22 protein-coding genes, 1 tRNA gene and 4 pseudogenes are annotated in these 22,544 nt (G+C 44.9%); 20 read left to right on the top strand and 7 right to left on the bottom strand.

Annotation, left to right across the window (positions count from 1 at the left end):
* Positions 1 to 1,299: 1,299 nt before the first annotated feature.
* Both FJG96_RS01055 and FJG96_RS01050 read right to left on the bottom strand, forming a co-directional pair.
* On the bottom strand, positions 1,300 to 1,779 hold the full coding sequence (locus FJG96_RS01055; protein ID WP_139412374.1) for a hypothetical protein: 480 nt from the start codon (positions 1,777 to 1,779) through the stop codon (positions 1,300 to 1,302).
* Positions 1,780 to 3,266: 1,487 nt separating this feature from the next.
* The gene (locus FJG96_RS01050) at positions 3,267 to 3,833 is read right to left on the bottom strand and encodes a hypothetical protein (protein WP_139412373.1); all 567 of its coding nucleotides are present in this window, start codon (positions 3,831 to 3,833) and stop codon (positions 3,267 to 3,269) included.
* 261 nt (positions 3,834 to 4,094) lie between these two features.
* Between FJG96_RS01050 and FJG96_RS01045 the strand changes: the two genes are divergently transcribed.
* The 5 genes from FJG96_RS01045 (at position 4,095) to FJG96_RS01030 (ending at position 7,339) form a co-directional block, all read left to right on the top strand.
* On the top strand, positions 4,095 to 4,514 hold the full coding sequence (locus FJG96_RS01045) for a hypothetical protein (RefSeq protein WP_246046877.1): 420 nt from the start codon (positions 4,095 to 4,097) through the stop codon (positions 4,512 to 4,514).
* A 267-nt stretch (positions 4,515 to 4,781) separates the two neighbouring features.
* A complete protein-coding gene (locus FJG96_RS09180; protein ID WP_281278977.1) occupies positions 4,782 to 4,913 on the top strand; it encodes a hypothetical protein in 132 nt (43 codons plus the stop codon).
* Between the two features lie 235 nt (positions 4,914 to 5,148).
* Positions 5,149 to 5,568, top strand: coding sequence for a hypothetical protein (locus FJG96_RS01040; RefSeq protein ID WP_246046877.1), 420 nt, complete (start codon positions 5,149 to 5,151; stop codon positions 5,566 to 5,568).
* 325 nt (positions 5,569 to 5,893) lie between these two features.
* The gene (locus tag FJG96_RS01035) at positions 5,894 to 6,580 is read left to right on the top strand and encodes a hypothetical protein (RefSeq protein WP_139412371.1); all 687 of its coding nucleotides are present in this window, start codon (positions 5,894 to 5,896) and stop codon (positions 6,578 to 6,580) included.
* A 96-nt stretch (positions 6,581 to 6,676) separates the two neighbouring features.
* Positions 6,677 to 7,339 carry a hypothetical protein gene (locus FJG96_RS01030; RefSeq protein ID WP_246046876.1) on the top strand — a complete coding sequence of 221 codons (663 nt, stop codon included), beginning with the start codon at positions 6,677 to 6,679 and terminating at the stop codon, positions 7,337 to 7,339.
* Positions 7,340 to 7,348: 9 nt separating this feature from the next.
* On the opposite strand, the pseudogene FJG96_RS09260 reads toward FJG96_RS01030, so the two are convergent.
* Both FJG96_RS09260 and FJG96_RS09255 read right to left on the bottom strand, forming a co-directional pair.
* Positions 7,349 to 8,551 (bottom strand): annotated as a pseudogene (locus FJG96_RS09260) (bifunctional DNA primase/helicase); the annotation flags it as partial.
* A 762-nt stretch (positions 8,552 to 9,313) separates the two neighbouring features.
* Positions 9,314 to 10,039: pseudogene (locus FJG96_RS09255) on the bottom strand (DNA primase); the annotation flags it as partial.
* Positions 10,040 to 10,047: 8 nt separating this feature from the next.
* Here FJG96_RS09255 and FJG96_RS08795 point away from each other — a divergent pair.
* The 4 genes from FJG96_RS08795 (at position 10,048) to FJG96_RS01010 (ending at position 11,251) form a co-directional block, all read left to right on the top strand.
* Positions 10,048 to 10,218, top strand: a complete 171-nt coding sequence (locus tag FJG96_RS08795) for a hypothetical protein (protein WP_180338221.1) — start codon at positions 10,048 to 10,050, stop codon at positions 10,216 to 10,218.
* Between the two features lie 307 nt (positions 10,219 to 10,525).
* Positions 10,526 to 10,699: a hypothetical protein gene (locus FJG96_RS01020; RefSeq protein WP_180338220.1), complete on the top strand. Its 174-nt coding sequence runs from the start codon at positions 10,526 to 10,528 to the stop codon at positions 10,697 to 10,699.
* Positions 10,700 to 10,751: 52 nt separating this feature from the next.
* Positions 10,752 to 10,928 (top strand): hypothetical protein, encoded by a 177-nt coding sequence (locus FJG96_RS08790; protein ID WP_180338219.1) that lies wholly within the window; start codon positions 10,752 to 10,754, stop codon positions 10,926 to 10,928.
* Between the two features lie 86 nt (positions 10,929 to 11,014).
* A complete protein-coding gene (locus tag FJG96_RS01010; RefSeq protein ID WP_139412368.1) occupies positions 11,015 to 11,251 on the top strand; it encodes a hypothetical protein in 237 nt (78 codons plus the stop codon).
* Positions 11,252 to 11,253: 2 nt separating this feature from the next.
* On the opposite strand, the gene FJG96_RS01005 is transcribed toward FJG96_RS01010, so the two are convergent.
* On the bottom strand, positions 11,254 to 12,324 hold the full coding sequence (locus tag FJG96_RS01005; protein ID WP_139412367.1) for a YdaU family protein: 1,071 nt from the start codon (positions 12,322 to 12,324) through the stop codon (positions 11,254 to 11,256).
* Between the two features lie 402 nt (positions 12,325 to 12,726).
* Here FJG96_RS01005 and FJG96_RS01000 point away from each other — a divergent pair, with 402 nt between their 5' ends.
* The 3 genes from FJG96_RS01000 (at position 12,727) to FJG96_RS08935 (ending at position 13,938) form a co-directional block, all read left to right on the top strand.
* A complete protein-coding gene (locus FJG96_RS01000) occupies positions 12,727 to 13,044 on the top strand; it encodes a helix-turn-helix domain-containing protein (protein WP_139412366.1) in 318 nt (105 codons plus the stop codon).
* A gap of 313 nt (positions 13,045 to 13,357) precedes the next feature.
* A complete protein-coding gene (locus FJG96_RS00995) occupies positions 13,358 to 13,747 on the top strand; it encodes a hypothetical protein (protein WP_139412365.1) in 390 nt (129 codons plus the stop codon).
* 2 nt (positions 13,748 to 13,749) lie between these two features.
* Positions 13,750 to 13,938: a hypothetical protein gene (locus tag FJG96_RS08935; RefSeq protein WP_078674242.1), complete on the top strand. Its 189-nt coding sequence runs from the start codon at positions 13,750 to 13,752 to the stop codon at positions 13,936 to 13,938.
* Here FJG96_RS08935 and FJG96_RS08785 read toward each other — a convergent pair.
* Positions 13,856 to 14,056 (bottom strand): hypothetical protein, encoded by a 201-nt coding sequence (locus FJG96_RS08785; RefSeq protein ID WP_180338218.1) that lies wholly within the window; start codon positions 14,054 to 14,056, stop codon positions 13,856 to 13,858. The two genes, FJG96_RS08935 and FJG96_RS08785, sit on opposite strands and share 83 nt — an antisense overlap.
* 1,101 nt (positions 14,057 to 15,157) lie before the next feature.
* Between FJG96_RS08785 and FJG96_RS00985 the strand changes: the two genes are divergently transcribed.
* Both FJG96_RS00985 and FJG96_RS08780 read left to right on the top strand, forming a co-directional pair.
* Positions 15,158 to 15,916 (top strand): lambda exonuclease family protein, encoded by a 759-nt coding sequence (locus tag FJG96_RS00985; protein WP_139412364.1) that lies wholly within the window; start codon positions 15,158 to 15,160, stop codon positions 15,914 to 15,916.
* Positions 15,917 to 16,241: 325 nt separating this feature from the next.
* Positions 16,242 to 16,397 (top strand): hypothetical protein, encoded by a 156-nt coding sequence (locus tag FJG96_RS08780; RefSeq protein WP_180338217.1) that lies wholly within the window; start codon positions 16,242 to 16,244, stop codon positions 16,395 to 16,397.
* A gap of 209 nt (positions 16,398 to 16,606) precedes the next feature.
* Here the strand turns inward: FJG96_RS08780 and FJG96_RS00980 are convergent.
* Positions 16,607 to 16,681 (bottom strand) — tRNA-Thr (locus tag FJG96_RS00980).
* Between the two features lie 182 nt (positions 16,682 to 16,863).
* Here FJG96_RS00980 and FJG96_RS08775 point away from each other — a divergent pair.
* From FJG96_RS08775 to FJG96_RS00940, 6 genes and pseudogenes are all read left to right on the top strand, one after another.
* Positions 16,864 to 17,016, top strand: coding sequence for a hypothetical protein (locus FJG96_RS08775; RefSeq protein ID WP_164713652.1), 153 nt, complete (start codon positions 16,864 to 16,866; stop codon positions 17,014 to 17,016).
* A 166-nt stretch (positions 17,017 to 17,182) separates the two neighbouring features.
* Positions 17,183 to 18,478, top strand: coding sequence for a UDP-N-acetylglucosamine 1-carboxyvinyltransferase (murA, locus tag FJG96_RS00975; protein WP_139412363.1), 1,296 nt, complete (start codon positions 17,183 to 17,185; stop codon positions 18,476 to 18,478).
* Positions 18,479 to 18,529: 51 nt separating this feature from the next.
* Positions 18,530 to 18,813: pseudogene (locus FJG96_RS08930) on the top strand (UDP-N-acetylglucosamine 1-carboxyvinyltransferase); the annotation flags it as partial.
* A 90-nt stretch (positions 18,814 to 18,903) separates the two neighbouring features.
* Positions 18,904 to 19,186 (top strand): annotated as a pseudogene (locus FJG96_RS00965) (UDP-N-acetylglucosamine 1-carboxyvinyltransferase); the annotation flags it as partial.
* Positions 19,187 to 20,227: 1,041 nt separating this feature from the next.
* Entirely contained in the window at positions 20,228 to 20,581 is a 354-nt protein-coding gene (locus FJG96_RS00960) for a helix-turn-helix domain-containing protein (protein ID WP_139412362.1), read from the top strand.
* A gap of 1,326 nt (positions 20,582 to 21,907) precedes the next feature.
* Positions 21,908 to 22,261 carry a helix-turn-helix domain-containing protein gene (locus FJG96_RS00940; protein ID WP_139412362.1) on the top strand — a complete coding sequence of 118 codons (354 nt, stop codon included), beginning with the start codon at positions 21,908 to 21,910 and terminating at the stop codon, positions 22,259 to 22,261.
* The last annotated feature ends 283 nt before the right edge of the window (positions 22,262 to 22,544 follow it).

Raw genomic sequence — 22,544 nt, 5'->3', positions numbered from 1 at the left:
TCTTTGAAGGCGGAGTGCATCCTCTATGAGATTGGGTACATGCCGCATGAGGGTGAGGCGTGTATCCCTTGAGGGGAAGGATGCACTCTTTTGAGGGCTAGAGTGCATCCTCTATGAGATTGGGTACATGCCGCATGAGGGTTGAGGCGTGTATCCCTTGAGGGGAAGGATGCACTCTTTTGAGGGCTAGAGTGCATCCTCTATGAGATTGGGTACATGCCGCATGAGGGTGAGGCGTGTATCCCTTGAGGGGAAGGATGCACTCTTTTGAGGGCTAGAGTGCATCCTCTATGAGATTGGATACATGCCGCATGAGGGTTGAGGCGTGTATCCCTTGAGGGGAAGGATGCACTCTTTGTGAGGTCAGAGTGCATCCTCTATGAGATTGGGTACATGCCGCGTGAGGGTTGAGGCGTGTATCCCTTGAGGGGAAGGATGCACTCTTTTGAGGTCAGAGTGCATCCTCTATGAGATTGGGTACATGCCGCGTGAGGGTTGAGGCGTGTATCCCTTGAGGGGAAGGATGCACTCTTTTGAGGGCTAGAGTGCATCCTCTATGAGATTGGGTACATGCCGCATGAGGGTGAGGCGTGTATCCCTTGAGGGGAAGGATGCACTCTTGATGCAAGGCAGAGTGCATCCTCTATGAGATTGGGTACATGCCGCATGAGGGTTGAGGCGTGTATCCCTTGAGGGGAAGGATGCACTCTTTTGAGGGTTAGAGTGCATCCTCTATGAGATTGGATACATGCCGCATGAGGGTTGAGGCTTGTATCCCTTGAGGGGAAGGATGCACTCTTGATGCAAGGCTAGAGTGCATCCTCTATGAGATTGGATACATGCCACATGAGGGTGAGGCGTGTATCCCTTGAGGGGAAGGATGCACTCTTTGAAGGCGGAGTGCATCCTCTATGAGATTGGGTACATGCCGCATGAGGGCCCACGGCCTGTATCCCTTGAGGGGAAGGATGCACTCTTGATGCAAGGCAAAGTGCATCCTCTATGAGATTGGATGCATTTAGGGTTGGATGCATCCAATGGGGGATGGATGCACTCTTTTGAGGGCTAGAGTGCATCCATAGGGGAAGGCATATCTCATAAAAATAGAGAAAGCCCAAGAGATTTATTTTTATTTTATCTCTATCAGTTTGTGTATTTTATAGATATCTGCTTTGTCTCCTCAATATTTGAGAGGGTTATAGAGTAAGACTCACTAATGAAGGTTAGCTAATGAATATTGAGATCTCTATGAGAATTAAGATATTTTTGTGCTTTTTTTTTGTCTTTTTCTTGATTTTATTAGCTTACATGAAATTTATGAGGCATTTGTCTCCAATTTGGCTTTTGGTTTTGCCAATGGATTTGGTTTAATATTTCAATGATTTCAATGGCTTTATTCAGATGTCCCTTAAAGAATGGGGCTTTATCATAAAACAGAATAAATTGAGTCAATTTTGGTAATTCTTTATCTTTGACGTGTTTTATTCTACACGAGCTCGCTTGCTTGTAATGAGTCGTTGGCTTGATGAATTTTAAGATAAAATAGCGTTGAAAGAAGAGAAGCCCGTTAAAAGAGGAAAAGTCTGAGAGAGTTGGCTCTTTGATGCCTAAAATTTCTAAGATGAAGAGCAGAAAACGATAATCCACCAACCCATTGCTAGGATTAAAATACCTTATTGCTGTTTCAACGATAAAGAAAAAGATCGGTGATTCTGTTATGTCGTAAAACAGCTTCTCTCGTGCATCCCTTGTCCTTTGAAGGGGAATTTTTAAGTTCATTTGAAAAAAGAATAATCTTTTTTGCAGGGAGAACTTATGAAAGAAAAGCCCAAAGTTTAAGAAGAGGGTTTTAAGACAATACAGCCAAAAAAAAAGCCCTCTGCTTCAAACAGAAGGCAATAATAAGAAGATTTTCAACATTGGGTTGTAAAAATATCAAAAAAGAATGAATTTAAAAAACGTATTCAATACAAAAATTCACTCTTAAAAAACCTACTCTTCTATAACTAGCAGAAAATTAAAAAGAGAGCAATATAAAAATACTTTTTACAAAAAAGAAAAATTTGCTTTTTATGCCTTAAAGGTCATGAATACTTCTCTTTCATTGAATGTTTATTTTGCAATTCACTGTCAACTTAAGTCTTTAAAGATATTATGACGTATGCAACCATATTTATTCTTCACTAAAAAACCAACAAAGAGAGCATTCCATGGTAATAGACCGGCACAATAAATCGCTGCGATGGATTGGAGCGATAAACCGCTGCGATAGATCAGTGTGGGGGGAGCGGCTTTGTTTTTAAAGGGGGAGGCGTGTTGCGTGTCAGGGTTTTTGTGAGGCTTGTGTTTTGTTAGGTATGGTGAGGGGATGGAGGGGGAGCTGTTGGTGTGTGTGTGCGTGGTGTGGAGGCGTGTAGATACATGGTTTTGGTGCAGGGTGCAGGCTTTTTGTTTTGAGTCTTGAAAGGGAGAAGAGAGCGGAGTTAGCTGTTTTCCTTGAGTGACTTGAGGGGATAGTGAAGCATTTTCGTGTGATGTGGGGGGCGTTAGGGGATTTCATGTTTTGGGGATGGCATTCCAGACGATGATGGGCTTGCTTAAAAAAAATGCTGCCTGCTCTTTAGGGAAAAGAGAGGAGTCCTAAAAGAAGACATGGGGGGGCGTGCGTGGGGATGCGGTTGGGTTTTGCTGGAATTGTTGCGCGGCATGGGGGGAGAGGCTTTGTTTTTTTAAGGGGGAGGCGTGTTGCGTGTAAGGGTTTTTGTGAGGTTTGTGTTTTGTGAGGTGTGGTGAGGGGATGGAGGGGGAGCTGTTGGTGTGTGTGTGCGTGGTGTGGAGGTGTCGATACATGGTTTTGGTGCAGGGTGCAGGCTTTTTGTTTTGAGTCTTGAAAGGGAGAAGAGAGCGGAGTTAGCTGTTTTCCTTGAGTGACTTGAGGGGATAGTGAAGCATTTTTGTGTGATGTGGGGGCGTTAGGGGATTTCATGTTTTGGGGATGGCATTCCAGACGATGATGGGCTTGCTTAAAAAAATGCTGCCTGCTCTTTAGGGAAAAGAGAGGAGTCCTAAAAGAAGACATGGGGGGGCGTGCGTGGGGATGCGGTTGGGTTTTGCTGGAATTGTTGCGCGGCATGGGGGGAGAGGCTTTGTTTTTTTTAGGGTGTGCGTGTTGCGTGTAAGGGGTTTTGTGAGGCTTGTGTTTTGTGAGGTGTGGTGAGGGATGGAGGGGGGAGCTGTTGGTATGTTGCCCTGAATGATGAGGGGGATTATTCTGAATGTTTATGGTTTGCATAGCCCCAATGAAAGGCAAGTAAGTCTAAACAATCCCGTAAATGATCGGCAAGGGAGTTTTGTTTGCGTTTTGAAGGACTTAATTCTTTGATCGCTTGTCCATAACCGATCACCCGCTCAAGCAGTGAATAACCAAGAATACCAAGCTGTCCTTTGATGATTTTTAAATGATTGGAGGCTTCTATTTGCCGTTCAATGGGGTGGGTATAACCTTGGCTACAGGCAACTTTTTCACGGCTGTAGTCAAGGCTCATGTGCAGGTCTGCCTGACTGTGACGCCAATAAAAATAAAAACGTTCTGCCGCTTTATATTGTGCCGGACTGATATGTCCTTTTGCATATAAAAGTGCAATGGGACGGCTTTGTGCATTGACAAGAACTTTAATGGTACGCCGATTGCTGGAACTTTCTGGATGATGGGGTTGAAAATAAGGATTGCGCGTTTCAAGAGCAACTTCTTGCGTCTTTAAATGTCCCATATGCTGTCCTTTCTCGTGAAGCTCAAGAGGGCGCGTGTTTTTTTTCTTATCGTGATGGTTCATTTCATCTCCTTGGAAAAAGTATCGTTGAATAAAATATCGTTTGATTCTCGTTTTTTAAAAATGTTTCTGGCTCTTTAGGGAAAAGAAAGGAGTCCTAAAAGAAGACATGGGGGTGGCGTGCCTAGGGATGCGGTCTTGGAAGATGGCTTGGATTGTTGTGCTGTGTATGTGGGTGAAATTGTCCTTGGATTTTGCTTCTTGAAAAGCGAGATGTTTTGCTGCATGGTGGATTTTCCTTGAATGACTTGTTGGGGGAGTGCCATGGCGTTGCGCGGGTTTTTGTCTTTGAAGAGACTGGTGTTTTTCTGCATTGTGGTTGCTGTCTTTGGGGCTGTTTATGTGGAAATAAAGGCGTTGGGGATGAGGTGGGGCGTATTTTTACGGGCTTTGGCATTTTATGGTACTCCCGGCATTCTCCTTATGGTGGGGTATGAAGTCCTGCAGCGACGCGGTGTAAAGAAGAGTTTGTTCTTCAAGATGCTGTTGTGTAGCTTCATTTTTGCTCTTGTCACTGATTTTATTTATAAGCAAGCCCAAGCTTTTGGTGTGAGCTGGCTTTGGTTCTCCAATAAGTGGGTGTTTAGTGTCCTTTGGGGACTTGTCTTTGGTCTTGTTCTAGGGCTTATTTTTCGAGGGGCAAAACGTTTTGGGTTTAGGCTTTCATTCTTTGAAAAGAATTAAGATTTTGCTCTACCAACATGCTTGTTGGGGTTGTGTTTATGAGAGTGGAGGGGTGATGTCACGGGGTTTGGTGTTTTTGAAGAGCCTAGTGTTGACTTGCCTGTTGAGTCTTATCCTTGGTTTGGCTTTGATCGAAGCCAAATATTGGGGTGTGCCTTGGATTTGGTCCTTGAATGAGTGGGGTTCAATCTGCATTTGTGTCCTTCTTGTTCGTGTTATGAGCATTTTTTTCATGAGGGAATGCGGTGTGTTGGGGTGACTTGGGCTTTGTTTTTAAAAAGAATGGGCGTTTTCTTTAATTTTATGGTTGCGGGGAGACTTGTTGATGTCGCAGAGTTTGGTGCTTTTACTGTTATTGCTGTTTTTTTGCCTTTTTGTTGGGGCTGGTGTTTTTCTTGATAAGGCGGCCAAGCGCCACGGGGTTACAAGGTGGATGTTTTTTGGCAGGTGGGTGCTCTTTTATGGCGTGATTGCTCTTTACCTTGGTTTTATTTGTGCAGGCGTGGGGAGAANAGATGGCTTGGATTGTTGTGCTGTGTATGTGGGTGAAATTGTCCTTGGATTTTGCTTCTTGAAAAGCGAGATGTTTTGCTGCATGGTGGATTTTCCTTGAATGACTTGTTGGGGGAGTGCCATGGCGTTGCGCGGGTTTTTGTCTTTGAAGAGACTGGTGTTTTTCTGCATTGTGGTTGCTGTCTTTGGGGCTGTTTATGTGGAAATAAAGGCGTTGGGGATGAGGTGGGGCGTATTTTTACGGGCTTTGGCATTTTATGGTACTCCCGGCATTCTCCTTATGGTGGGGTATGAAGTCCTGCAGCGACGCGGTGTAAAGAAGAGTTTGTTCTTCAAGATGCTGTTGTGTAGCTTCATTTTTGCTCTTGTCACTGATTTTATTTATAAGCAAGCCCAAGCTTTTGGTGTGAGCTGGCTTTGGTTCTCCAATAAGTGGGTGTTTAGTGTCCTTTGGGGACTTGTCTTTGGTCTTGTTCTAGGGCTTATTTTTCGAGGGGCAAAACGTTTTGGGTTTAGGCTTTCATTCTTTGAAAAGAATTAAGATTTTGCTCTACCAACATGCTTGTTGGGGTTGTGTTTATGAGAGTGGAGGGGTGATGTCACGGGGTTTGGTGTTTTTGAAGAGCCTAGTGTTGACTTGCCTGTTGAGTCTTATCCTTGGTTTGGCTTTGATCGAAGCCAAATATTGGGGTGTGCCTTGGATTTGGTCCTTGAATGAGTGGGGTTCAATCTGCATTTGTGTCCTTCTTGTTCGTGTTATGAGCATTTTTTTCATGAGGGAATGCGGTGTGTTGGGGTGACTTGGGCTTTGTTTTTAAAAAGAATGGGCGTTTTCTTTAATTTTATGGTTGCGGGGAGACTTGTTGATGTCGCAGAGTTTGGTGCTTTTACTGTTATTGCTGTTTTTTTGCCTTTTTGTTGGGGCTGGTGTTTTTCTTGATAAGGCGGCCAAGCGCCACGGGGTTACAAGGTGGATGTTTTTTGGCAGGTGGGTGCTCTTTTATGGCGTGATTGCTCTTTACCTTGGTTTTATTTGTGCAGGCGTGGGGAGAAACGCTGTGAGCAGGGAGCTATTGTTGAAGGGAGCACTGTTTTCTTGCAGTTTTGCTGCTGTCCTTGGTTTGGTGCACTTCAGCGTAAAAAGTCTGCCTGTGGTTTGGGTTAGGTTTGTAAAAGCAACCCTCTTTTGTGGCATGATAGGGGTTATCTTGTATCTTTTTGCTGTAGGCATTAGCGATATGAATAGCGTAAAAGGCATGTTCTTGAAGGTGTTGGTCTTGGCACTCTTGTTGAAATTGCTCTTGGGGTTCTTTATACGCGCGCAGAGCGATACTCTGGTACAGAGGGTGTTGCGTGTTTTGAATTTTGTGCTGTTTATCTGCATTTTGTCTCTTGTCTTTAATTTTGCTCAGTGGGGAGCAGAGCGTTTGGGTTGGAGTTGGCTTTGGTTCTCGAATCAGGATGTATTGATCTTCATTTGGGGATTTCTTTTTCCTTTTATTTATCAGGGAGTGAAGTCTGCGCGTGTTCTATGGGCTTGGTTCTTGAGGTAGGTGGTGTTTTTTTGTCTTATGGGCGTGACCTGTAACTTTACTGTAGGGTATTGGGGATATTGATGTCGAACGATTTGTTTTTTTTTGCTGTTGTTGGTGTTTGCTTGCATTTTGGCTGTTGGCTTGTTTTTTCTTCATAAGGCAGCTGCGCGCCGTGGGGTGAGAGGCTGGATGCTTTTTTGGAGATGGGTGGTCTTGTATGGCTTGATGGCTCTTTATCTTGGTTTTATTTGTTCAGGTGTTAGAAGAAGTGTCCCAGTGAGCGAGGCGTTATTGTTGAAAGGGGTGGTATTTTCTTGCATTTTTACCGCTGTCCTTGGTGTGATGCACTTCAGCGTAAAAAGTCTGCCTGTGGCTTGGGTTAGGTTTGTGAAGGCGATCCTCTTTTGTGGCATGATGGGGGTTATCTTGTATCTTTTTGCTGTAGGCATTAGCGATATGAATAGCCTAAGAGGCATGTTCTTGAAGGTGTTGGTCTTGGCACTCTTGTTGAAATTGCTCTTGGGGTTCTTTATACGCGCGCAGAGCGATACTCTGGTGCAGAGGGTGTTGCGTGTTTTGAATTTTGTGCTGTTTATCTGCATTTTGTCTCTTGTCTTGAATTTTGTTCAGTGGGGAGCAGAGCGTTTGGGTTGGAGTTGGCTTTGGTTTTTAAATGAGAAGGAGACGCCCAGTATAGGGGTATTTCTTGTTGTTTTAATTTATCACTATATTCAGAATGTGCGTCGTGATGTTGGGAGTTTTTTTAAAAAAAAGTGAGAAGGGGTGTTAAAGATAACGCCGAGGAGAAGATTGTTCAAAAGAACAGCGATAGCGGTAGGTTTGGGGGTCAAACCAGAGACCGACTTTGCCTTCAAAATCACCAGAACGTTGTTTGGCAATATTCATAATGACACCGGGGCGTTTGACTAAATCGGCTTTTTCTGCTGCGAGCGAGGCGGCAAAAATTTTATCTTCTAACGACCGATTGCGCCAAATGGTGATGATGTTAAAAGCATTCGCTCCAATTTCTGAGGCGCCTTTAATATCTTCTGTTCCGGGGATATCTTTATCCAGCCCTCCTTTGCGGGCGTGGGCGACAAGATGAATATGTACAGTGTTTAAAACAGCCCAATCCACCATTTTATAAACCGCTTGTTCTTGCCCAGCATAATCATCAGAGGCAATGCCAAGCCGCATGAGACTGTCGATAATAAATTGATCACACCCATAGCGCGCACGACAATAGTCAAAGACATCAAGCAAGGTATCAACACTCGATTTGCCTACATGTTCATAAAGAATAAGCCCATCGTCTAAAAAATGCAAAATGCGTTCAATGGTCTCTTTTGTAGGCTTTTCTAACCCGCCCGTTTGTTTGGTTAAACGCCGGAGTGATTGTTCTCCTTTCATCTCTAGCGAGGCTAAGCAAAGGCGACTGTTTTGCGCAATCCAATGGGGAATACAGTCAGACAACAATTGGCTTTTGCCTGCACCACTGGCGCCGCTCCACAGCGTTAATTCTGCAGGGCGAAAATGGAGTTTATCTTTAAGTTTAGGATAGGGAACCGTATAGCCAAGATGTTTTTCAGGCTCTGGCCAAAAAAGCCCAATCACTTGATCTTTATAGTCTGAGGCGCGTCGTAAGCCTTCTGGGGCAAAGCTTTTGGCAGAAGTAAAAGCCGCTTTTATGGTGGCAGCATCAATGCCGGCGGTTAAACACTCATTGGCATCTTTGCGGGGTAAGCGAACTCGGTAGCAACGGTGACGCCCAAGCCTGTTGGCAATTTCACGGGCGGCTTCTTCTCCGGGCTGGTCCATATCGGTGGCTAAAAAAATGGTTTCAAATGCTTCCAAATGATCAAATTCATTTTCAATCCAATTGTGTTTGCCTCCCTTTCCACCCCCAAAGGGGACAGAGACTGCTGGATAGCCATAGGCGGCAAGCGATAGCGCATCAATTTCTCCTTCCGTGATGACAATTGTTCGGTTTGTTGAGGAAAGTGTTCGGTTTGTTGAAGAAAGCGTGGGAAACAACGTGGGGTCTGTGGACGCATGCTGAGGCATCTGCGTGGTGGCGTGGGCTGTGGGTGTGGGTTCAGAGGGGTGTGTGGCGCTGTGGGTTGTGGGTGTGGGCGCAGAGGGGTGCGTGGCGCTGTGGGCTGTGGGCGCGGGCTGAGAAGTGTGTGTGGGCGCGTGGGCTGTGGGCGCGGGCGCAGAGGTGTGCGTGGTGTTGTGGGCTGTGGGGGCGGGCGCAGAGGTGTGCGTGGTGGCGTGGGCTGTGGGTGCGGGCTGAGAGCTGTGTGTGGTGTTGTGGGCTGTGGGAGCGGGCGCAGAGGTGTGCGTGGTGTTGTGGGCTGTGGGAGCGGGCGCAGAGGTGTGCGTGGTGTTGTGGGCTGTGGGAGCGGGCGCAGAGGTGTGCGTGGTGTTGTGGGCTGTGGGTGCGGGCGCAGAGGTTTGCGTGGTGGCGTGGGCTGTGGGTGCGGGCTGAGAAGTGTGTGTGGGCGCGTGAGCTGTGGGTGTGGGCTGAGAAGTGTGTGTGGTGGTGTGAGCTGTGGAGGTGGGCGCAGAGGTGTGTGTGGTGGCGTGGGCTGTGGGTGTGGGCTGAGAAGTGTGTGTGGTGGCGTGGGCTGTGGGTGCGGGCTGAGAAGTGTGTGTGGCGCTGTGGGCTGTGGGTGCGGGCGCAGAGGTGTGTGTGGTGCTGTGAGCTGTGGGCGCGGGTGCAGAGAGGTGCGTGGTGTTGTGGGCTGTGGGTGTGGGCTGAGAGCTGTGCGTGGTGGCGTGGGCTGTGGGCGCGGGTGCAGAGAGGTGCGTGGTGTTGTGGGCTGTGGGTGTGGGCTGAGAGCTGTGCGTGGTGGCGTGGGCTGTGGGTGTGGGCGCAGAGGTGTGTGTGTGGTCTGTAGGGTAAAGGGCTTGCCAACCAAATAAAATCGGTTCACATTGGGCTGCTGTGGGTTTTGTTTTGGCGCCTGCTTGTGCAAGTCGTTCTTTGACTAAAGCAAGGGTGCCATTGGGTTTATAAAAGGGGAAAATGATTTTTTCACCCTCTTCTCCTATGCGGTAGCGCTTGATAATCTCTAGAGGGATATGGCGTTCTTTGTGGAGATAGTTTTTTACGCGATTTTGTGGGGGGTGCCCTTGAGGCACCGGTGGACGGCGGTAGGAACGTTGGGGAACCATAAAAGGTTTGGGGCGTGTGAGATTGAGAACGGCGCGTGCTTCTTCGAGTGCTTGAGAGAGGCTCATGCCTTTGACTTCGCACCAAAGATCTAAAATATCGCCTCCGATCCCTTCTGCAAAATCATACCAAAGCCCTGCTTTACTGCCGCTTAAGCAAATCGATAAACTTTGACCGGGCTCACCGCGTGTGTTGCCAACAATCCAATGGTTACCGCGTTTATGCCCTTGGGGAAGAAGCATTTCTGCTATCCGATCAGCTTGGGCGATAAGTTTTTGTTTGATTTCAAAAATTGTGCTCATGATTATGTGTGATCTTATGCGTTTTGGGATTCTATTTTGCGGTTCTCGTCATTCAATCTCGTGGCGAAATCCGTAGCGCTATGGCGCTTGCCAATCTGTTTTGTGGGCTTTTTACGGGTCTTGGTTGGTTCGTCATTGCGAAACTTCTTGGCTTGCCAATGGGCTTGGCTCTTACTTAAACCTTCTAAAACAGCAACGCAGCTGTTTGTTTGCTTGTATGGGAAGCAGAACCCTTGGCTAGGGGGCGGTGGGGCAAGGTGTGTGTGTGACAAGAGAAGAGGCAGCGGCTTGCGGGTGTTGTTTGAAGGATTGGCGCGTTGTTTGATCCTTCTCACGCGGTTGCATTGCGGTTTGTTTGCTTGTGTGGGAAGCAGAACCCTTGCCGAGGGGCGGTGGGGCAAGGCGTGTGCGTGACAAGAGAAGGGAGAGAGGCGCGGTTGTATTCCTTTGCGTGGAAAAGATGAAGTGTGTGGGGCATGGGCTGTTATGATGAGAGCAGTATGGGGGATGGTGATGCGTTCTATGGTGGCCGCTTTGCCTGTTGTTTGGATGCCTATTGTTGTGTTCAGGGTTGTTTTGTCTGATGGTGTTTTGTTTATGGTTTTGAAACATTGGTGCCCCCGTGTTTGCTTGTGTGAAAAAAGGGTTCGGCTTATGTGATGTCAACAATTGTCGCTATAGTTGATCAGACTGCGGTAAAGGTTCTCGTCGCTTGCACAAGGGCGCGGTGAGACGCTTTCCTGTTTTTGCTGTTCTAGCCGTTCGATCTCACGGCGAAACCAGTTGCGCTATGGCGCTTGCCAATCTGTTTTGTGGGCTTTTTACGGGTCTTGGTTGGTTCGTCATTGCGAAACTTCTTGGCTTGCCAATGGGCTTGGCTCTTACTTAAACCTTCTAAAACAGCAACGCAGCTGTTTGTTTGCTTGTGTGGGAAGCAGAACCCTTGGTTAGGGGGCGGTGGGGCAAGGCGTGTGCGTGACAAGAGAAGGGAGAGAGAGGCGCGGTTGTATTCCTTTGCGTGGAAAAGATGAGGCGTGTGGGGCATGGGCTGTTATGATGAGAGCAGTATGGGGGATGGTGATGCGTTTTATGGTGGCTGCTTTGCCTGTTGTTTGGGTGGGTGTTGTTTTGTCTGATGGTGTTTTGTTTATGGTTTTGAAACATTGGTGCTCCCGCGTTTGCTTGTGTGAAAAAAGGGTTCGGCTTATGTGATGTCAACAATCGTCGCTATAGTTGATCAGACTGCGGTAAAGGTTCTCGTCGCTCGCACAAGGGCGCGGTGAGACGCTTTCCTGTTTTTGTTGTTCTAGCCGTTCGATCTCACGGCGAAACCAGTTGCGCCATGTGGCTTGCCAATCTACTTTGAGGGCTTCTTTGCCACTCTTGGCTTGCCAGTAGTCGCGAAACTTTTTGGCTTGCCAATGGGCTTGGCTCTCACTTAAGCCTTCTGAAATTGCTGCCTTGATGTCTGCTTGCCAAGCTTCAGGAAGACGGTGTCCTTTGATAATGCTGGAAGGGGTGTTTTTTTTGTTGGAACAAGGCGAGGGCGATGTTGAAAAGCTCGAGGACACACAATTGGCGGTTTTTTTTGTATTTTTCTTTGGGACAAGTGCTGTGAGAGCGGCTTCTCGCGCCCCTGCTTGGAGAGCGGTGGCGGTGCCGTTTTCATGCTTTGTTTCTGCCAGTGAGGAGGCGGCTCGTGAGGCGGAGAGAGCTAAAGCGGGAGGTGGTGCACTTTGTTCCAGATTCTCTTGGCTGGAAAGGTCCTCTTCTTTCTCATCAAATACCCTATTCTTTTCAAAAACACCGTTAGGTGTTTCCTTTTCTTCTTCTGCCTTTTGAGCTTCTAAGCTTTGTTGATCATCTTTTGTTCGCGCGTGAAGCAGTTGTTGAATCTCAGTATTGATTTTCTTGCGCTTTTTTGCCGAAGAACGACCCGCAAAGGATTTTTGTTCCAGCAATTTTTCACGCTCTTGAAAAACATTTTCGCAACGCGCATTCCATAAGCCATTGGCTAAATTTAAAATCTTACCCTCTCGGATCAGCATGCCTAAAACATTAACAAAAGTTCGCTTGTCACAACCGCAAAGACGCGCTAAACGTTCTTCCGATATTTCTAGAGGACGACCGCGTGCATACATTTCATTGAGTAGAATGGTATAAATTCCAATCTCGTGTGCGCGCATGCCACGAACACCGCCTAGAAAGTCATTTTGGTACCAACAAACATATGGAAGCCTAGACGATTCATAGTGAGGAGTTTCTTGTTGATTAACGTGTTTCATACGGCAATCTACTTTCTTCTTTCTTATACAGTTTCATTGACAATAAAAGCGTAAACAGAAATTTAGCTTGTTGTTGCCTTTGGCTTTGCTCAATAACGATTAAGAGACTTCTTTATGATGTTTATCAATGAGTGGGGGTGCTGGAAGGGCATGGAAACTTAAAACTTGGGATTACAATGATGGAAAAAATAAAAAGAACAACACATCTTGATGAATCAGTTTTGAGAAGTTGTCTTTTGTCTCTCATGGTATGGAAGTGTTTTTATGAGCAAAAAATGATTTTTTATTTCCCCCTAAAAAATAAAATTTGTCTCCTTAATTTTATCCTTTTTAAAGGATATTGCAAGCCCGTTTTGTAAAAAGGACGTGTTTTTTTAAAAAGACGCGCTATATGGTGGAACTATGAATATCGATGGTTGGCGTAAAAGATTGAGGGCCGCTTTGGAAAAAAGTGGGCGTTCAAAAAGATCTATCTCCCTCGCTGCCGGTAAAGGTGCGGGGTACCTTCATTCTATCCTTTCTGAAGGAAAAGAGCCAACAATCGAATCTCTTTCGCGAATTTGTCACGAAATTGATATCAGTATGAATTATATTCTTTACGGTAAGGGGGCTAGTCCTGAAGATAAAGAATTTATAGAGCTTATTTCAAAGCTCTCTCCTGAAGAGAGACAGGCGATTTTAACTCTTTTGCGGCGACCCGTTGACGAAGCTTCAAAATAAGTTCTTTTTGTGCTTTTGAATCAAGACGACTCCAGTATTCTATTAATATTATATCACTCATTTTATCTCTCCTGTGTGTTTATCGTTGCAATTAAGTGAGAACAAATAGCGAACAACAAAAGAACATGAGGGGAACAAGGAATAACAGATCTTTATTTATGTATGTCATTTGAACCCCGCAAAGACTTAAAATATATCTTTTATGAAGGATAAAATGCTTGACATCTCTCCTATAGAGGATATAAGACTAACGCTATATTTGATCTTGTCAAGATGAAGCTCTGCTTTATCAACTGTCTAAAGGGGGAAAATCATGAAAAATATTCCATTCGTTAAAGAGGATGAAATTATTATCATTCTCTGCGAAGATGAAAAGCCAGATAGCTATGAAGGACCTATCGAAGAAATCGAAGAAGTACTCGAACTGATTGAAGAATCTGAAACTGTTTATAAAGTTTTACGATTTGATCTTACAACAAATCATGCTGAAGACGTGAGCGAACAAATCGCTGATTGTTATGTCGAAAATTATGAACTAAACGAAGAAAATACCCACTTGCAGCCCTTCATTTTGAATAGTGAAGCCTATCATGCCTGTTTAGATGAAAGAGTGGCTCGCGATTATGAAGATAATCTCTATGGCTCTTATGAAAAACAGCATCGTTTACGCCCTTGTGATGTCTTGTCAGATTATTGGTGGTAATTATGCCAAGTTATCTCAAGACATCTTATCGAGGCTTTGCGCTTTATTATGCTGGAAAGACTCGAAATTTAATCAGACTCGAACCACAAAAACACAATGCTGTTCTTTTTATATCGCAAGAGGCGGCTCTGTCGATGGCAAACAACTTGGCGGAAGAATATTGCCACCATGATTTTTCTGTCGTGCAATAACAGCATGGAAAAAAGCTCTTTCCTCCCATGAGATAGACCATTGATGATCAAGGTAAAGGTCTCCAGTGTTATTCTCACGGGGGAAAAGGGGGCTTTGTTGTGTTTTCCTTTCATTCATTTCTAGGGGCTGTTTGGGGGAGGCGCTGTTTTGTTGGGGGAGCCGATAGGAGGCGCCAGTATGGAGGAAAGAGGAAAGGGGGGCGGTGCCTGAGGGGGAAAGGGTGGCGCGCAGTTGCTTGATTTTTAGAGAATAAGGAAATGGAAAAGATGTCGCAAAAGGCAGAAAGCTTAGGGGGATAAAAGCGTCTTCTGGACAATGAAGGGTGAGAGAGGCAGAAGAGGAGGCCGTACAGAGTGGATGAGGGCGAAAATTCTATAAAAGATCAGTTCAAGGCGGAATGTGGGTGTTGAGAGGAGCATCAGAGACTTAGCGTGAGAAGTGTTGCGTGGGGAAGATAGTGGGCGGTGTTGAGGGGAAGCTAAGGACGTAGGAGCGGGGGAGGAAGGGAGTTTTGTACAGAGTGGATGAGGGCGAAAATTCTATAAAAGGTCAGTTCAAGGCGGAATGTGGGTGTTGAGAGGAGCATCAGAGACTTAGCGTGAGAAGTGTTGCGTGGGGAAGATAGTGGGCGGTGTTGAGGGGAAGCTAAGGACGTAGGAGCGGGGGAGGAAGGGAGTTTTGTACAGCGTTGATAAGGGAGGAAAATTCCATAAAAAGGTAGTTTTAAGGGGGTGTTGAAAGGGGCATCAGAGGCTGAGCCGTTGCAAATGTTGCTTGAGGGAGATGGCGGAAGATTTTTCAGGGGGCAGCCAAGCAAGAGATAAGTCACTTGGGGGAAGATGTTAGGGATGTGAGAGAGGAAACGGGGGCGGTTTTGTCCGCTTTCGTGTTGTGTGTGTGAGGGGAAGTGAGAGGTTTACCCCATGGTCAATCAGTTGACGGATAATTGACGGGATAGGTGTTTTTTCACGGGGGAAAGGAGGGGCTTTCCTTTCATTTATTTCTAGGAGCTTTTTGGGGGAGGCGCTGTTTTGTTGGGGGGGAGGCGATAGGGGGGCTAATAGGGAGAGAGAGACAAGAGGGTGTGTGAAGCGTTTGTGCCGTTGGAGGGAAGGCGGAGGAGTCTGTTGTGCGTGGGGGGGGAAGTGTGATGTTTTAAAGAGCATCTTGCAAAGAGGATAGAGTGTCAAAAAAAGAGCCAGATAAAGGGGGAAAAACATGCCAATTATTATCGATTGTATTCAGGGAACAGAGGAATGGCAAAAAGCGCGCAATGGTTTGATTACAGCTTCTCTGTTTGAGATGGTTATGGCAGAAAAAAAACAGGGACAAAAAACATCACGCTATCATAGTGTCATGATGAAATTGGCAGGAGAAAGAATAACCGGAAAAACCGTTGAGGAAGGAACAACATTTTCTCAGCGACGGGGGACAGAATTAGAACCAAGCGCGCGACAGCTTTATGGAAAATTAACACAGACAGAACCCGAATGTATTGGCTTTGTTTTAGCCGATGATCGCAGAAAAGGATTTTCTCCGGATGCTTTTGTGGGAAAAAATGGATTGTTGGAAATTAAAACAAAAAAACCTGAAATTTTAATTCCTCATTTTGCGCAAAAAAATTTTCCAGCAGAACATAAAGCACAATGTCAAGGAGGCTTATGGATTTCGCAACGCGAATGGGTGGATTTGATGCTCTATTGGCCAGATATGCCTCCTTTAATTAAACGGGCTTATCGTGATGAAGCCTATATCAGCAAGCTTGAAGTTGAAATTAGCCGTTTTAATGAGGCTTTGGAGAAGATGGTCCAGCACATTAAATGTTTCGAGACAGGCTTTAGCATAAGAACAGACAGGGCTTTGAGGGAGGGGGAAGGCAAAAAGTTGAAGACAAAGCGTCTGTTGAGAGGAAAAACAAGGGTAAAGCGGGGAAGAAAGGGATCTTGTGCAGCGTTGATTGGGGAGAAAATTCTATAAAAAGGTAAGTTTTAAGAGGGACCTGAGTGTTGGTGGGGGGGCTTGAGAGATTTAGTGCGAGAAGTGTTGCTTGGGGAAGTGGGGGCGGTGTTTGGGAGAAGTTTTAAGTGGGGGATGTACTTTGGAGGCAAGATATTGGAGCAGTGAGAGAGGAGATGGGGGGCTGGCTGTTTTTGTGTTGCGGGTTTGAGGGGCATGAGAGGGCTGTCTCGTGAAGCTTCAAGTTGACGGATAATTGATGGTTCATGTGTTTTTTCACGGAGGGAAGAGAAGGTGTTGTGTTTTCGTTTCGTTTATTGTGGAGAACTGTATTGGGGGAGAGTTGGTGGGGAGCTTGAGAGATTTAGTGCGAGAAGTGTTGCTTGGGGAAGTGGGGCGATGTTTGGGAGAAGTTTTAAGTGGGGGATGTACTTTGGAGGCAAGATATTGGAGCAGTGAGAGAGGAGATGGGGGGCTGGCTGTTTTTGTGTTGCGGGTTTGAGGGGCATGAGAGGGCTGTCTCGTGAAGCTTCAAGTTGACGGATAATTGATGGTTCACGTTTTTTTTCACGGAGGGAAGAGAAGGTGTTGTGTTTTCGTTTCGTGTATTGTGGAGAACTGTATTGGGGGAGAGCTGTGTTGGTGGGGATTTTTGAGCTGATAAGAGAAGGTTTATAGAGGAAAGAGGGGAGGGACAAAAGAGGAATAAAATGGTGCTGCGAGAGAGGATTGAACTCTCGACCTCTCCCTTACCAAGGGAGTGCTCTACCACTGAGCTACCGCAGCCGTTTTCAATCGTTGCGCTGTCTTGTGCCATATTGTCATAAAATAGGCAAGAGAACATTTGTATATTCTTGCAAGAAAACGTATCTTATGTCATGACAAGTGTGTTCTTATACTCTTAAACATTTTTTAAAAAGCCGTGAGTTGATTGGATAGAAGCTCAACACTGTTAAAAAGGTTGCGCAATGACACAGATGCATCAAAAACAAAAGCACGATGAAATAAATCATCAAGAGGAAAAAGCAAAACGACGCCAAGAAAGATTGGCGCAGCAATTGCGTCAAAACTTAAAACGTCGAAAAGAGCAAAGTCGAAAAAGAGCCCAAGAAGAGCTTTAGAATGCAAAAAAAATGTTTTTTTTAAGGCATCTTTGCAACCAAACGTCTCAATTATTTGTTCTCATCGTTAGAAGGCGTTTTTAAAAAAACGATCAATAAAGCATAACTTTTCAAAAGGAGAAAAACCTTTGGAAGGGGTGGCGCAAAGGAAAAGAGGGAAAACACGATGGATGCTATTCAAATTGTTGGTGGGGAAAAACTTAAAGGGACAATTCCGATTTCAGGGGCAAAAAATGCTGCATTGCCTCTTATGATTGCGTCACTGTTGACAGAAGAAACGCTTACGCTAGAAAATATTCCGCATCTTGCTGATGTTGAGTTGCTTATTCGTATTCTTAATAATCATGGGGTGGGATATGCCGTTGATGGACAAGAGTTTCATGATGATGGGACCAATTCAAGAACCATTCATTTTACCGCTCAAAAAATAGCCACAACACGAGCGCCTTATGAATTGGTGAAAAAAATGCGTGCAAGCTTTTGGGTGATTGGACCCCTGCTTGCGCGATGCTTGGAGGCTTATGTTTCCCTGCCTGGAGGGTGTGCTATTGGAACAAGACCCGTGGATTTTATTCTCGAAGGACTAAAAACATTAGGCGCTCATATTACCATTGAGAATGGATATGTTCATGCAAAAGCCCCAAAGGGATTAAAAGGAGCACATTACCGTTTTCCTAAAGTCACGGTTGGGGGAACCCATGTGTTGCTGATGGCGGCGACAATGGCAAAGGGAACAACCACGCTTGAGAATGCGGCGTGTGAACCAGAAGTCACAAATCTTATTCGAACCTTGAATGCCATGGGGGCTCAAATAACGGGTGAAGGAACAACGACGCTTACTATTGAGGGGGTGAAAAAACTCAAAGGAACAAGAATACGCGTCATTGCCGATCGAATTGAGGCGGGGACATATGCAATGGCTGTGGCAATGGCGGGGGGAGATGTCTTTTTGAAAAATGCCAACCCTAATCATCTGACAACAGTGCTCAAAGTGCTGCAAAAAACAGGGCTTGAGATTCAAATAGAGCCGCAAGGAATTCACGTGAAGCGAAATCCAGCAATCACAAAAATTATGCCTGTTGATATTAAAACAGGACCATACCCTGCTTTTCCAACGGATCTTCAAGCGCAGTTTATGGCGTTGATGACACGGGCTGAAGGCATTTCCCATATTACGGAGACGGTTTTTGAAAATCGTTTTATGCATGTTCAAGAACTTAATCGTTTAGGGGCAGAGATAAAACTCGATGGTGAGAGAGCAACTGTCTATGGAACAGAGAAGTTGCAAGGCGCCCCTGTAATGGCAACCGATTTGCGGGCTTCTGTCTCTCTGGTGATTGCGGCATTGGCTGCAAAGGGTGAAACAATCGTTAATCGTGTTTATCATCTTGATCGTGGCTTTGAGCGGTTGGAAGAAAAATTAGCCCGATGTGGTGCGAAAATTCAACGGATAACGGCGTGATCTTATCCCAAGAACATGGCTTGAATGTCTGTTGTTTGGAGGGGGTATTCAGGCATTTCCCATATCACGGAGACGGTTTTTGAAAATCGTTTTATGCATCTTTTAAGGACTTAATCGTTTGAGGCAGAGATAAAACGCGATGGTGAGAGAGCAACGCATCTCATGGAACATGAGAAGTTGCAAGGCGCCCCTGTAATGGCAACCGATTTGCGGGCTTTTTGTCTCTCTGGTGATTGCAGCCCTCTTATTTTGTTATAGGGGCTGCAAAGGGCGAAACAATTGTTAATCGTGTTTATCATCTTGATCGTGGCTTTGAGCGGTTGGAAGAAAAATGAACCCGATGTGGTGCGAAAATTCAACGGATAACGGCGTGATCTTATCCCAAGAACATGGCTTGAATGTCTGTTGTTTGGAGGGGGTATTCAGGCATTTCCCATATCACGGAGACGGTTTTTGAAAATCGTTTTATGCATCTTTTAAGGACTTAATCGTTTGAGGCAGAGATAAAACGCGATGGTGAGAGAGCAACGCATCTCATGGAACAGAGAAGTTGCAAGGCGCCCCTGTAATGGCAACCGATTTGCGGGCTTTTTGTCTCTCTGGTGATTGCGGCCTTCTTATCTTATTATAGGGGCTGCAAAGGGCGAAACAATCGTTAATCGTGTTTATCATCTTGATCGTGGCTTTGAGCGGTTGGAAGAAAAATGAACCCGATGTGGTGCGACAATTCAACGGATAACGGCGTGATCTTATCCCAAGAGCATGGCAAATCTCGTACGGGGGGGTGGGGCATGCGTTAAGGTGTGACGCATGTTTTTAGGTGTATTTTTGTGGGGCTGATCTTTAAGGATTATTCGTCTTCTCAATAAATTGCTGGTTTTCCCTTATGGTTTTGGAGAGTGTGCATAAGCATTTGACAGATCTCTCTTAAACAACTGGAGGAAATTTTATGTTTGATTTCTTGAGCCGAGAAAAAACATTCCTTTAAATTTTATTGCTGCTCTTTTGAAATTATCTTATTAATAAGTACATCTAATAAGTATACACGGGCTCTCGTTGTACAATGCAGTTTTATGGGGGGAATTCAAAGCCTGAAAATCCAAATTGAGATATGAGCCACCTTTATAAGGAACACGAGATTCCGGGAGTTTTTGCCATGTCCAGGTGTGTCCGCGCACTAAAAGCAAAAAAGCTGGTCCAAACTCAGTACTTTCAGACTCCCGGAATACACATAAAAAAGCCACTTGCAATGGGGCTGGGGGAGTGATCTGTTAGTCTATAAGGAACATGAGATTCCGGGAGTTTTTGCCATGTCCAAGTGTGTCTGCGCACTAAAAGCAAAAAAAGCTGGTCTGAACTCAGTGTTTTTGACTCCCGGAATACGCATAAAGAAGTCACTTGAAACCGGAGAGTTTGACAGATCTCTCTTAAACAACTGAAGGCAATTTTGTGTTTGATTGCTTGAGTGAGAAAAAACACTCCTTTAATTTTTATTGTAAATTTTCTTCAATTCCTTTATACCTTAAAAGGTAACTTTGGTCGTAGACGCAACGACCAAGAGGGATTCAAAAACCCCTAAAATCCGAGCGTAAAAATGAACCTACTCTTGTGGGTGTCCCGGAATTCCGGGAGATTTTGCTATGTCCAGGTGTGTCCACACACTAAAAGCAAAAAAGCTGACTCGGATTCAGTGTTTTTGACTCCCGGAATACTTATGCGAGGGCGCTCGCAACCGGAGGGGAACCTGAAGTGAAAGCGAAAAATCCACATTCTAACGATATTTTGATAGGCAAAAGAATTCGTTTGAGACGAGAAATGTTGAAAATTTCTCAAAAAGAATTAGGGCATCGTTTAGGGGTTACCTTTCAACAAATCCAAAAATATGAAAAAGCGATCAATCGCGTTGGTGCAGGGCGCCTACAAGAAATTGCTGATATCTTGGATATCTCTATTTTCTTTTTTTATGCCGATATTTCGTTGAAAGAAAAAAATACATCCTATGATGAAATTGCTAATAAAGAAGAGCATACCCTTTTGAAAAGTTTTAGAGAACTCAAGCCTAAGCAACAAAAAGCAATTTTGAGTTTGATTTGTGAGCGATAAAAATCACACCTTTAAATTTTATTACTGCTCTTTTGAAATGATTTTATGAATAAGTACATCCAATAAGTATACACGGGCTCTCGTTGTACAATGCAGTTTTAAGGGGGAATCCAAAGCCTAAAAATCTAAATTGAAATATGAGCCTCCTTTATAAGGAGCACGAAATTCCGGGAGCTTTTGCCATGTCCAGGTGTGTCCCCGCGCACTAAAAGCAAAAGGCTGAGTTAAGTTTCAGCTCTTTCAGACTCCCGGAATACACATGAAAAAGCCGCTTGCAATGGGGCAGAAGGAGTGATCTGTTCGTCTATAAGGAACATGAGATTCCGGGAGTTTTTGCCATGTCCAGGTGTGTCCACACACTAAAAGCAAAAAAAGCTGACTAGGGTTCAGTACTTTCAGACTCCCGGAATACACATAAAAAAGCCGCTTGCAATGGGCTAAGGGGAGTGATCTGTTCGTCTATAAGGAACATGAGATTCCGGGAGTTTTTGCCATGTCCAGGTGTGTCCACACACTAAAAGCAAAAAAACTGACTCGGATTCAGTACTTTCAGACTCCCGGAATACGCATGAAAAAGCCGCTCGCAATGGGGNTCCACACACTAAAAGCAAAAAAGCTGACTGAACTCAGTGTTTTGACTCCCGGAATACACATGAAAAAGCCGCTTGCAATGGGCTAAGGGGCGTGATCTGTTAATCTATAAGGAACATGAGATTCCGGGAGTTTTTGCCATGTCCAGGTGTGTCCATACACTAAAAGCAAAAAAGCTGACTAGGGTTCAGTACTTTCAGACTCCCGGAATACGCATGAAAAAGCCACTTGCAATGGGCTAAGGGGAGTGATCTGTTCGTCTATAAGGAGCATGAGATTCCGGGAGTTTTTGTCATGTCCAGGTGTGTCCATACACTAAAAGCAAAAAAAGCTGATGCGAACTCAGTACTTTCAGACTCCCGGAATACGCATAAAGAAGTCACTTGAAACCGGAGAGTTTGACAGATCTCTCTTAAACAACTGAAGGCAATTTTGTGTTTGATTTCTTGAGTGAGAAAAAACACTCCTTTAAATTTTATTGTAAATTTTCCGAAATTCCTTTATCAATAGACCTTGTGAGTTTGGTTGTATACGCGACAACCAATAGGGAACTGAAAGCCCGAAACCTCGATACATAAAATTAACCTACTCTTGTGGGTGTCCCGGGATTCCGGGAGTTTTTGCTATGTCCAGGTGTGTCCGCGCACTAAAAGCAAAAAAGCTGATTCGAGGTCAGTACTTTCAGACTCCCGGAATACTTATGCGAGGGCGCTCGCAACCGGAGGGGAACCTGAAGTGAAAGCGAAAAATCCACATTCTAACGATATTTTGATAGGCAAGAGAATTCGTTTGAGACGAGAAATGTTGAAAATTTCTCAAAAAGAATTAGGGCATCGTTTAGGGGTCACCTTTCAACAAATCCAAAAATATGAAAAAGCGATCAATCGCGTTGGCGCAGGGCGCCTACAAGAAATTGCTGATATCTTGGATATCTCTATTTTCTTTTTTTATGCCGATATTTCGTTGAAAGAAAAAAATACATCCTATGATGAAATTGCTAATAAAGAAGAGCATACCCTTTTGAAAAGTTTTAGAGAACTCAAGCCTAAGCAACAAAAAGCAATTTTGAGTTTGATTTGTGAGCGATAAAAATCACACCTTTAAATTTTATTACTGCTCTTTTGAAATGATTTTATGAATAAGTACATCCAATAAGTATACACGGGCTCTCGTTGTACAATGCAGTTTTAAGGGGGAATCCAAAGCCTAAAAATCTAAATTGAAATATGAGCCTCCTTTATAAGGAGCACGAAATTCCGGGAGCTTTTGCCATGTCCAGGTGTGTCCCCGCGCACTAAAAGCAAAAGGCTGAGTTAAGTTTCAGCTCTTTCAGACTCCCGGAATACACATGAAAAAGCCGCTTGCAATGGGG

The organism is Bartonella mastomydis (genome assembly GCF_900185775.1).
Lineage (GTDB): Bacteria > Pseudomonadota > Alphaproteobacteria > Rhizobiales > Rhizobiaceae > Bartonella > Bartonella elizabethae.
Note: the sequence above shows the minus strand (reverse complement) of the source record. Positions and strands in the feature narration are given on the sequence as shown.

Bases quoted from the DNA above. Each gene is read 5' to 3' on its own strand.
- FJG96_RS01005 (WP_139412367.1), bottom strand. From the start codon at position 12,324: ATGAAACACGTTAATCAACAAGAAACTCCTCACTATGAATCGTCTAGG.
- FJG96_RS08775 (WP_164713652.1), top strand. From the start codon at position 16,864: ATGACACAGATGCATCAAAAACAAAAGCACGATGAAATAAATCATCAA.
- FJG96_RS01040 (WP_246046877.1), top strand. From the start codon at position 5,149: ATGGCGTTGCGCGGGTTTTTGTCTTTGAAGAGACTGGTGTTTTTCTGC.
- FJG96_RS08785 (WP_180338218.1), bottom strand. From the start codon at position 14,056: ATGAATGAAAGGAAAACACAACAAAGCCCCCTTTTCCCCCGTGAGAAT.
- FJG96_RS00995 (WP_139412365.1), top strand. From the start codon at position 13,358: ATGAAAAATATTCCATTCGTTAAAGAGGATGAAATTATTATCATTCTC.
- FJG96_RS01035 (WP_139412371.1), top strand. From the start codon at position 5,894: ATGTCGCAGAGTTTGGTGCTTTTACTGTTATTGCTGTTTTTTTGCCTT.
- FJG96_RS01050 (WP_139412373.1), bottom strand. From the start codon at position 3,833: ATGAACCATCACGATAAGAAAAAAAACACGCGCCCTCTTGAGCTTCAC.
- murA (WP_139412363.1), top strand. From the start codon at position 17,183: ATGGATGCTATTCAAATTGTTGGTGGGGAAAAACTTAAAGGGACAATT.
- FJG96_RS01045 (WP_246046877.1), top strand. From the start codon at position 4,095: ATGGCGTTGCGCGGGTTTTTGTCTTTGAAGAGACTGGTGTTTTTCTGC.
- FJG96_RS01000 (WP_139412366.1), top strand. From the start codon at position 12,727: ATGAATATCGATGGTTGGCGTAAAAGATTGAGGGCCGCTTTGGAAAAA.
- FJG96_RS01055 (WP_139412374.1), bottom strand. From the start codon at position 1,779: ATGAACTTAAAAATTCCCCTTCAAAGGACAAGGGATGCACGAGAGAAG.
- FJG96_RS01020 (WP_180338220.1), top strand. From the start codon at position 10,526: ATGATGAGAGCAGTATGGGGGATGGTGATGCGTTCTATGGTGGCCGCT.
- FJG96_RS00985 (WP_139412364.1), top strand. From the start codon at position 15,158: ATGCCAATTATTATCGATTGTATTCAGGGAACAGAGGAATGGCAAAAA.
- FJG96_RS08935 (WP_078674242.1), top strand. From the start codon at position 13,750: ATGCCAAGTTATCTCAAGACATCTTATCGAGGCTTTGCGCTTTATTAT.